The organism is Bradyrhizobium sp. th-b2 (genome assembly GCF_000426785.1).
GTDB lineage: Bacteria > Pseudomonadota > Alphaproteobacteria > Rhizobiales > Xanthobacteraceae > Bradyrhizobium > Bradyrhizobium septentrionale.
The window spans coordinates 1-9,152 of sequence record NZ_AUGA01000130.1 but is presented as its reverse complement, the minus strand read 5'-3'; the positions used below and the strand labels follow the sequence as shown (position 1 = coordinate 9,152).

The following is a 9,152-nucleotide window of genomic DNA, read 5'->3' as shown; positions in this document are numbered from 1 at the left end:
GTTTTCCGGATTAGCGGCGTCAGACGCTTGCGTAGGTCGGCGGCCGACGCCTTGTCGAAGCCATGGTCAACTTTGCCGGCATAGATCAGATCATCGCCCTGGCGGCGGCCCACATAAATGCCGTCCCATTTGTCGCCATCCAGTACGAAGCCAGCGATCGTCAGCGTCTCGCGCTGAGCGCAGGTTCTCTTAACCCAATCGCGGCTGCGCGTGCCCGTCGGGTAAATGCTGTCGGCGACCTTCGAAACAACGCCCTCATAGCCCAGCTTGCAGGCATGAGCGAACATCTCGGCGCCGTCGATCTCGAAGCTCTCGCTGAACTGAATGGCGGTGCCCGCGATCAGCTTCTTTAGCGCGGCTTTGCGCTCCCGAAGGGGCAGCTTCCGCAGGTCGCGGCCGTTGAGATACAGCAGATCAAAGGCGACCAGGACGATCTTGGTTGATTTGCCCCGTAGCTCGTTTTGCAGCACGGAGAAGTCGGTGGTGCCGCCCACCGACGGCACGACGACCTCGCCGTCGACGATCGCAGAGGCAGCCGAGATATGCCAAGCGTCGTCGGCGATCTTCTTGAAATGCTTGGTCCAGTCGTTGCCCCGGCGGGTGTAGATCTTCACATCCTCATTGGCGAGATGGACCTGAACGCGGTAACCATCGAATTTGATCTCATGGTGCCATCGCGTGCCGCTCGGCACCTTCTCGATCGGCGTCGCCAGGGCCGGCGCAATGAAGCCGGGAAAGAGCGCCTTGGTCCCGATCGCCTCAGGCTTTCTACGCTGAAACGCCAAAACGCAACTCCACAGCAAAGGAAGGTCAAACCGGCAAAGTAGCAATCGTTCCGAGCGGCGCCCCGCGGAAAGGAACCCTCGATCTTAGCCTGCGTTTTAAGGCGACGCGCCGGCGAAAAGCACTACCGAGGAGAGGGTGATGCCAAAAGAAAATGACGCGGAAGGCGTCCAAGATCAGGGCGGCAAGCACGGCGGTCAGGCCGGTATGCCGAAATCTGCGCCACGCCCGCGCACAACGGAGAAGGACCAGGATGTGGTCCAAAAACGTGAGCGCGGCCCCGCCGAGCGCAGCGGCTCCTCGCGTTAATCAAAACAGGCCAACTGCGCAGGAACTAATTCGGGCCAGCTCAGTTTCGCAATCTGGTGGATGCACTGATCCTGCCAAGCCGGTCCATTCACCTTAAAGTCCCAGCGCTTCCCCGGAGCGCTGGGATTTGTCTTTGCGCCCTACTAATTGCCAACCCGCCTTATGTTCACTTCTGAACAGAACGCCGAACGGCAACGTCTTATCATTATAGATCAAACCCAACGGTTAGGACCCGTACGACGAGGTGTGCCATGAAGCGACGACGTTTTTAAGCAGACTGCGTCCCTCGAAGAACGCCTTACCCAAGAAGCTCAAGAAGTACGGCAACGAGCAAAAGGGCTTCCCCCATGTCGAGAGCGGGAGGTATTGCTGAGGAAGGCGCGGCAGGACGAAACAGCCGCCCACTTGACCGAGTGGCTAACGTCCCCAGGACTGAGGCCGCCCGGTTAGAACGCTCGCGTCTTACCGTCAGAATTTATTGCTTTACGCCAGCGTGGCGTGGCTAATGCTGGGATGAGAGGACTTTCGGCTTCGCCAAACCTTCGGCTGTAAGGCTGGTGTCAGCTAGAGCGTTTAGGTTTAGCGACGGGATACCTCCCGGCCTCGGCGTGTACCGCTCTGAGGCCGTTTTTTTAATCGATCACGATTTTGTTTTGGCAGATCAAATTTCAACTTCGGCGTGGAGGTTGTGTCATGGGCAGTGACAGTCTCCTTGGAAGCATCTGCATCGTATTGTTGGGGCTGAGCCCACTCGTTGTCATCGGCATCGCAATGTATGGGCAGTAAATCGGCATTGGCCCGCATGCACCAACGGGCCGGTAGAAGGCCCCAGCAGCCAACCTCCCTCAATGCACAGGCCCCGTATGGTTGCTGGGGTAGCTTAACGATCCAATTTGACGGAAGACGAAGGCCGCCTCAGTTGGGGCATCTCACGCGAGCAAGTCGCTCCCCGCGTGCAGGATCTTCACGTAGGTCCCGCTCTCGTGCTTCTCCAGCCAGCCATGCTCGATGGCGTATTTGAGGCCGGCGCTGTATTCGGCCGGCGATGCGCCGTCCTTGTCGATGAAGGGATAGTTGATCTTCTCGATATAGATCCGGCCATCCTGGATCGGCTCAAATGCTCGCGCATGCTCCATGATCCTGCGAGCGGCCTTCTCCGGATTGGCGTAGGGGCGATCTGCGGTGAGTTTCATCGGCGGGGAATCACGATTTCTATCCCACACTGAATGGCATCGCATGGCCGACCCTGTCATGCCAATTCGGAACGATGTGCACAGCGTCGGCCGCGCCGTAGGGCGTCAGTGCGACCAAGCGACCGCACCCGCTAGAAACCTTCAGCAGTGCGAGCTATTATACCTTCGTCACCGGCCGAAGGTCAGCCCGTAGGCGCCGGTGGTTGAGAGACGTTCCCGCGCTCCCGCCTGCAAAGGAAGAGGAGCGCATCATGGGACGCTATTTCTTCGACATCCAAAGCGGCCGCGATCTGTTCGCAGACGAGGAAGGCTTGAGCCTGCCAAGTCAAAAAGCCGCCGAAGTCGAGGCGGCGCAGACGCTCGCCGGGATGGCCAGGGATTCCGCTTTTTCAGGCGAACGGCCCGATATCGCAGTGGAAGTACGCTCGGCGACTGATCGGCTTTTCTGCGTCTCGATAGTCTACCGAAACGTCAGCACGAAGCATTGAGGAAGTAACGTCGCGGCAATGAGGCATCACCAGAATCGGTAGGCGTGCCGGCAAAGATGAGGCACCGGCTAGCGTTCTCCTCCCATGAGGTCGTTGATCATTCGGCCCAGCGCTTCAACGGTGAAGGGTTTCTGGATAGCAGGAACGTCGGCAAAGTCGGGCGGGATGCCGTCCGCGCCGTAACCGGTTGAGAGGATGAAGGGGAGCTTGCGTGCCTTGATGACCTCGGCCACCGGTAAACTTGATCTGCTCGCGAGGTTTATGTCTAGGATAGCAAGGTCGAACTCACTACTGCTTGCCAGATGAAGCGCTTGATCGAAGTGAGCGGCCTCGGCCGCGACAGTATGACCGAGCTCCTCTAGCATTTCCACGAGCATCATCCGGATCATCGCCTCGTCTTCGACGACGAAGACAGAATAGGTTGATCCTGTCACTGGAAGGTTGGTGTCGGGCAAGATTCAGCCTTGGTGAGCGGCCCCAGCAACCCTGGAGGCCCGGGGGCGATTGCTGGGGCCACACGGCCAGTCCCGCGTCAGTCGCGACTCAAGCCGGCCGCTTGGCCACCTCCGCGCCATAGCGCGCTCGGGCATCTTCGACAGCTTGCGCCTGTGCCGCCGCGAGGCTTTCGCGGACCTCCTTGGCGCGGCGCGCGGCATCAAGCGTCGTCTGCGCGTGGCCCTGGAACTGCGGCATGACCTCGCGTGCGATCAGTTCGTAACTGCGCATTGTTGCTGAAGGATTTGCCCAGTTGTGCGCCAGCAGGAGATAGGCGCCAAAGCCGCCGTTTGATTGTTGCCACAACCGCTCGATCTGGGCGGCGCACGCGTCCGGCGTCCCGATAGCACCAAGGCCTGAGCCGTTGATGAACTCGATCATTTCGGCAACCGAGTTACCGACCACCGCCATTTGGGGGAATGCAGCGACCTGCTGGAAGTAGCGGAACCAATGCTCGATGCCGTATTCCACGTCGCGATATGCCTGCTCTTTAGTTTCCGCGATGTGGCACAAGCCAACAAGTCGCCACTTGCTCCGGTCAGCAGTCTTGCCATGGGCCTTCGCCTCGGCGGTCAGCACATCCCAGTGCAGCGCCAGCGCATCAAAGCCGGCCGCGGTGGTGGCGCCCACCGACAGCATGCCTAGGCCATATCGGCCGGCAAGCTTGGCGCCGGTAGGGGACGCTACGGCAGCGACGGCAACGTCGAAGAGTGGGTTGGAGTAAGGCCGCAGGTGCAGCCGCGCCTCGCGCAGGTCCCAGCGATCGTTTTTGAAAGTGACCGGTTCGTCGCTGGTCAAAAGCTTGGTGATGATGGCAACGCCATCTTCGAGCAGCCCACGTGTCTGACTCTGCTGCAGCCCGATCATGGCGCCGTCGGTGGGAAGCGAGCCAGGGCCGAGGCCGAGCATCGCACGCCCGCGCGTCAAATGGTCAAGGAGGACGATGCGCTCAGCGACCCACAGCGGGTTGTGATACGAAACGCTGGTCACCCCGGTGCCGAGTTTGATGTGACGCGTGCGCTCGGCCGCCGTCGCTATCATGATTTCCGGAGAGGCGGAGATCTCCGTGCCAGCGGAGTGATGCTCGCCAAGCCAGGCCTCATCATAGCCGCAGCGATCCAGCCACTGAATGAGATCGAGATCGCTCTGCAATGCGAGCGTTGGGTTGATGCCGGGCTTATGGAAAGGCGCGAGAAAAATGCCGAAGCGCAGGCGCTGGCTCATTGAGATGTTCCTCCGCCTTTATGATGGGGCCTTCGTTGGCCTCCTGAGCCGAATCAAGCTGCCGCTTGATCCGCCGTTCCCCGACAAGGGATCGGATCGGCACGATAACCGCTCCCTGCAGAGTTGTCATCCGGGCCAAAAGCGGCGGTCGCAGTTCGCCAGACTACAGACTAATCTGCCGCGCAAAGCCTCTGGGCCGCCCGGAGGTAGACGGCGACAGCGACATGCTGAGCGTACGTGTCTCGAACACAGTTTCCTGCGGCGGCCCGGGTAACCCCCTGCGATGCCTTGCTTCAAGCGCGGCATGAAGATCTCTTCGCGGAACCGTTCCCAGCTCGCCTTCGTGTCGTGCACCGCAATAACAGTCCAATCACCCGGCGCGGGCCCGGCGGTGTGTAAGATCTGATTCGTCAACCTTCGCGCGAATGTTTAGACCCGTGATGCGGGCTTGACCCTCCCCAATGGAGATACATCTTCTAGGACCGGTTCCCACGGCGAATTACCTTGCAAAGCCTCTTCCTTTCTTAAATCTGTGCTCTTCGTGGGGCTCACCATTTTCACCTCTTTGGACCCTATCCGACCAGCTACGGGTAATCCGTAGGTGGCAGGTCGGTGAGCTGCTGGTCCGCGCTTAATCCACGTCACCCATTCATTGGACGTGATGCGGACAAGGTTCGTGAGGCTCTTCCGTCCCGGCTGCGGTCGTTCGGTGATGTGAAGTAAGCCTAGCCGGCGAGCTTCATGCATGGCGGTTTGCACAGTCGTGCGACACACTCCCGCGACGGCTGCGATCTTGTCGTAGGGCAAGTCACAAACGCCGTGATGTTTGCGCGAGCAGCGCGCCAAGCTCTCCAGGAACAACGACACGACCAAAACGCTCAATTACTGCATCAGCCGCTGGGATGCATTTAGCCGCTTCCTTGATGACGGCCGGCTTTGCATGTCGAACAATGCTGCCGAGCGCGAACTACGGGCGGTCGCTGTGGGACGGAAAAATTGGACCTTCGCCGGGTCCGACGAGGGCGGCCGGCGTGCGGTCGCCATCTACAGCCTCATCGCCACGGCAAAACTCAATGACATCGATCCGCAGGCTTTGGCTTGCCGACGTGCTGGCGCGCCTACCGGATCACCCTGCCAAGCGCATGACGAACTCCTGCCTTGGAATTGGCGGCCTCAAAAGCATCGCTCACGCCGCTTAAGCCTTCCGCCAAAACGGCCCAGCCGGGGCCTTCGCCGGATGCGTACGTCTAGAACGCAGGCGTCTACCTGGTCAAATCGCGACTTGGACGGAGTGTCGGTATCGGTGGACTCCGCAACCAAATAAGATGCTGTAATTACAGCTAAAATCTAAAAGGCCGCTCGCAAGGGCGGCTTTTCTTTTGGCTCGTGTCGCCACCGTGTCGCCACCAAAATCTCCCCGAGACCGTCCGCGGGAGAACAATCGCGCGCCGCGCGGCGTTTGTCGCGCAGCCCTCAGATCAGGCGCAATTCGTCATAGACTTGGAGCGCGTCTCGATTGACGCTCTTCTGCCTTGAGCCCGTCGTGAATGGCGGGCTTGTTTCGAGGTCGTCCCGTCTGCAGCGGCTTACTCGGGATCAGCGGCATGGGCGGCGGCGACGCCGACAAGGATAAGAGCTGCTCTCATCTGATGCTTTCCGGACGAGGATCCTCGACTCAAGCCAGGCGGGAAAAAGCTCCTGACATCGGAGTCCAATTGCTAGGTCTAATGCGGCGGCTTGGCGGCGAAAGCGAACCAGCGTGTCTTTGAAAAGATAAGGATAACGTGGGTCACGGGAGCTGACCTGTTGCGTGAATTGAGACCCGCGTCGCACCGGCAAGTGAAACCATTTCGAAGTCTCGGGGGTTGGTTTTGCCAAGGAGAATTGCCAGTGAAGCGAATGCTGAAACCGGTCACTTATGTTCTAGCCGCTCTGTATTTCTTGGTGGATGCGGCTTTCATGGCCATCGCTAGGCCGATCTCGGTCTGGCTTGCTAGGCATGTCGTGTTGAGGCGATTGCGCGCCTGGATCAGATCGTTGCGTCCTTACCCCTCGCTGGCGCTGTTTTCGGTACCCGTGATCATGCTGGAACCCGTCAAACCGGTGGCGGCCTATCTGGCTGCTACTGGTCAAATGTTCAGTAGCGTTGTGACATTGATCGCCGGCGAACTTCTCAAGCTTGTGCTGGTCGAGCGCCTGTTCAGCCTTACCCGGGACAAACTGATGAAAATTCCAGCCTTTGTCTGGGCGTACACAAGATTCCGCGTAGCCAAGGCTTGGCTGGAAGCCACCGAGGCTTGGCAAGTCATTCGTGCAATAAGCGATGCCGCCCGCCGGTATGTAACCGACATCAAAAAATCCGCTGTGGTGGCGTTTCGCCAGTCTTGAACACATGCGGTTGGCGTTGTTCCGAGGGAGGCCCGGTCCTTCGATCCCGGCGAGAATGGTGGGAAAAATACGGGGATCGAATTTCTTGGAGGCCACGTTTGGGGGGCGCGGAGCAGGAAGTCGGCCTCGCCTTGATCGGGTTTTACTCGCCAAATCTGCGCACCCAGCGATTCCATTATTCGCCCGGATAAATCTCGGGAGCTGATCAGGATCGATCTCCCTTGCGACGGCGTATTGCAAAGCCCGAGTCCATCTGCTGCGCGTCCGATAATCGATTTCCGTCCACATTGTGGCCTCGATAATAACGCGCAGCGGATGCCAGTTGGCACGCACTTGGAACAGTTAGGATGGCAGGTGCGATTTCCAGCATAGCCGGAAGAAGCTCGTTATCGGCGAGATGTCGGTAGCCTCGAAGAACCGTTCGGAGGTATCGATACGCAGCGAACCGGCGTTTGCTCCTGGATACGCGGTCAGCCGTCTTTCGTATCTTGGTGATCCGGTCGACGATTTTGCGGTCGGATGGAAGCAAGGATCTGTGCGAAGATTTCATCAGCTACTCTCCTGTTGAAAAGCGATGCTGAAAATTAGCGTCTTCGCGAACGCAGGGGCCGGATTTACTCAAGGCAACGTTTCCGGCGATGGTCGAGGCGATAATCGTCAAGAATTCGCTATTTTTGAAATCGCAGCGATGAAAGGCCGTTTTCGTCATCCTGGCAACAGCCATGTTCATGCAGTAAGGGCCGCCTCAAGGGGCAGGTACATTATTTGTCAGGCATGTTCACCGGGGGCAACGGCTGCGTTGGCAGGATATCTGTCCGACGCTCGCGCGACAGAGCGAGCGTTAACGCCAGTAGCCCCACAGCTATAGTAACCGCCCCACGCATGTGATGATCTAGATCATCAAGCGGCATCCGCAATCTGACAGAAGTCGAAGGCTGCAGTTGGCGGTCTCTTTTCTTGCCTGTTGCCTGACCTCACGGCTCCGCCGGGAAGCCGCCAGAGAGCGCGCCCAGACCAATAACTTTCCGCAGGACGATGTTGTTGACGTAGATCAAGATCGTCCGAGTGGTGCGGGGCTTAGCGTGTGAGCATGCGCCACGACTGGGTTGCCATCGCCGGATATGCGTCGATTACGGTGGCGATGATCGCCCTTCTAATCCTATTCAGCATGTAACCGGGCCCGCGCTGGAACGAATGCGGGGGTTCCCGCGTAATGTAGTTGGGCTGCTGAGACAATTGCGTGGAGAAGCGCAATGTTCAACCAGATCAAACTCCCGCCAGACAACGTCATGGCCGACCTCTATCTCGGTGTAACCGTTACAGGCTTGTACATCTTGGTCGGAATGGGAATCGTTCTTGCGTTTATGTGAATGAGGCCGCCTCAGTTGGCGGCCTCTCCGTGGGTGAACGGCGTTCCTGTTGACCCAGATCAACGAGCAGCCCGGCAACAGCTTCCAGCGTTTACAGCATCAAATGGGACGGGATAACGACGGCCGGTTGCGCCACAATTGCTCTTTCCGTGCTGATCGTCCTTTTCATGTAGTCGAGCGCTCCCCTGCAAGAAGAGGAAGTGAGCAATTTTGCACAGACGAAAGCTAAGCCGTGTGCTGATTTAGCAAGCACCGGAGAATTGCTCTTTGACAGAGATTTATTTCATCATCGGCATTGTCGTGCTGGGACTTTGCACGATCGCCCTTACCGCATTTGCTTTGTTCATGTGACTACCTAGCCCGCCCGCACCAAACGGGCTGGTAGATGGCCCCAGCAACTGCCTGCCCCTACACAGGCCCCCCAAGGTTGCTGGGGCCACTCTCTATAAGGAGCCGCCTGATGCATGGCCTCGCCCGCCCGGAAAGCGACGCACTGCCAACGCTGGCAGTCAGCGCCAATCCTCCTCGCGCTCACGTCGCACCGTATCCGTCCGGTGAAGGCCGCCTTGCCGAATGAGGCGAGTTGTTGAGTGCTGTCCTTATGGACAGTGATAGGCGCAGTGCCCAAGTCGAACGGCTTGAAGTGGTGGACACGGGCCGGCGACGGCGCTGGTCCGAGGATGAGAAGCTCAAGATCGTCCTGGAGAGCTTACAGGCGCCGCGCCAAGTCGCGGCAACAGCGCGGCGGTATGGCGTTTCGCGCTCATTGCTGCTGCGATGGCGACGCTCGTTTCGGCCTGAGCCGAAGGATACCGCCCGTCAACCTGGCTTCGTACCGGCGATGGTGGTCGCGGAATCTGGGCCGCCGCCTTGTCCAGTCGCGCCGGCCAACAGCGGCGGGT

8 protein-coding genes and 1 pseudogene are annotated in these 9,152 nt (G+C 59.0%); 4 read left to right on the top strand and 5 right to left on the bottom strand.

The window, feature by feature from the left end:
* Together K359_RS0145320 and K359_RS0145310 are read right to left on the bottom strand one after the other, a co-directional pair.
* Positions 1–785: RNA ligase family protein (locus K359_RS0145320; protein WP_029084942.1), on the bottom strand; the 785-nt coding region annotated here is incomplete at its 3' end.
* A 1,236-nt stretch (positions 786–2,021) separates the two neighbouring features.
* Positions 2,022–2,285, bottom strand: coding sequence for a hypothetical protein (locus tag K359_RS0145310; protein ID WP_029084941.1), 264 nt, complete (start codon positions 2,283–2,285; stop codon positions 2,022–2,024).
* A 251-nt stretch (positions 2,286–2,536) separates the two neighbouring features.
* Between K359_RS0145310 and K359_RS0145305 the strand changes: the two genes are divergently transcribed.
* The gene (locus tag K359_RS0145305) at positions 2,537–2,773 is read left to right on the top strand and encodes a hypothetical protein (protein ID WP_029084940.1); all 237 of its coding nucleotides are present in this window, start codon (positions 2,537–2,539) and stop codon (positions 2,771–2,773) included.
* Between the two features lie 68 nt (positions 2,774–2,841).
* On the opposite strand, the gene K359_RS0145300 is transcribed toward K359_RS0145305, so the two are convergent.
* Positions 2,842–3,228: a response regulator gene (locus K359_RS0145300; protein ID WP_371261257.1), complete on the bottom strand. Its 387-nt coding sequence runs from the start codon at positions 3,226–3,228 to the stop codon at positions 2,842–2,844.
* Between the two features lie 88 nt (positions 3,229–3,316).
* Entirely contained in the window at positions 3,317–4,492 is a 1,176-nt protein-coding gene (locus tag K359_RS0145295; protein ID WP_029084938.1) for an LLM class flavin-dependent oxidoreductase, read from the bottom strand.
* 826 nt (positions 4,493–5,318) lie between these two features.
* On the opposite strand from K359_RS0145295, the pseudogene K359_RS60300 reads away from it, so the two are divergent.
* Positions 5,319–5,660, top strand: a pseudogene (locus tag K359_RS60300) (transposase); the annotation flags it as partial.
* A 722-nt stretch (positions 5,661–6,382) separates the two neighbouring features.
* Entirely contained in the window at positions 6,383–6,880 is a 498-nt protein-coding gene (locus K359_RS0145290) for a hypothetical protein (protein WP_035978346.1), read from the top strand.
* 553 nt (positions 6,881–7,433) lie between these two features.
* Here K359_RS0145290 and K359_RS62550 read toward each other — a convergent pair.
* On the bottom strand, positions 7,434–7,610 hold the full coding sequence (locus K359_RS62550; RefSeq protein ID WP_156929072.1) for a hypothetical protein: 177 nt from the start codon (positions 7,608–7,610) through the stop codon (positions 7,434–7,436).
* 1,241 nt (positions 7,611–8,851) lie between these two features.
* Here K359_RS62550 and K359_RS60295 point away from each other — a divergent pair.
* On the top strand, positions 8,852–9,152 hold a 301-nt coding region (locus K359_RS60295; protein ID WP_084518812.1), incomplete at its 3' end, for a transposase.